The organism is Pseudomonas sp. SB113 (genome assembly GCF_040754745.1).
Classification (GTDB): Bacteria; Pseudomonadota; Gammaproteobacteria; order Pseudomonadales; family Pseudomonadaceae; genus Aquipseudomonas; species Aquipseudomonas grimontii.
The window spans coordinates 1-385 of the sequence record NZ_JBFMHW010000249.1 but is presented as its reverse complement, the minus strand read 5'-3'; the positions used below and the strand labels follow the sequence as shown (position 1 = coordinate 385).

Genomic DNA, 385 nt, shown 5'->3' with positions numbered 1-385 from the left:
AGATCGAGCAGCTCGGCGAAGAGATAAAGGGATTGCAGGCTCAGCAATCCGCAAAACGCGACGAGGTCACGCTTGTCCAGGTCGAACACAAGAAGATGAAGCGCCTTTCCGACAAGAAACTCATCGAGAATTCGCGGGTCCACGTAACGGAAAGAGAGCTTGCGCGCCTGAAGGGCGAACTCGGCGAAACCGACGCGGGCATTGCGCGGGCGCGCGCCAGAATGAGCGGTATCAAGCTTCAGATCATCTCGGTTGATGAGACGGCGAAGACCGAAGCGCAGCGCGAATTGAGTACGGTCGACACGAAGATTTCCGAATTCAACGATCGCCGCATCGCGATCGAGGATCGTCTGTCGCGCACCGATATTCGCGCGCCGCTATCGGG

Annotated in this window: 1 pseudogene; it reads left to right on the top strand. The window is 57.9% G+C overall.

The window, feature by feature from the left end:
* Positions 1-385: pseudogene (locus AB1462_RS32420) on the top strand (hypothetical protein); the annotation flags it as partial.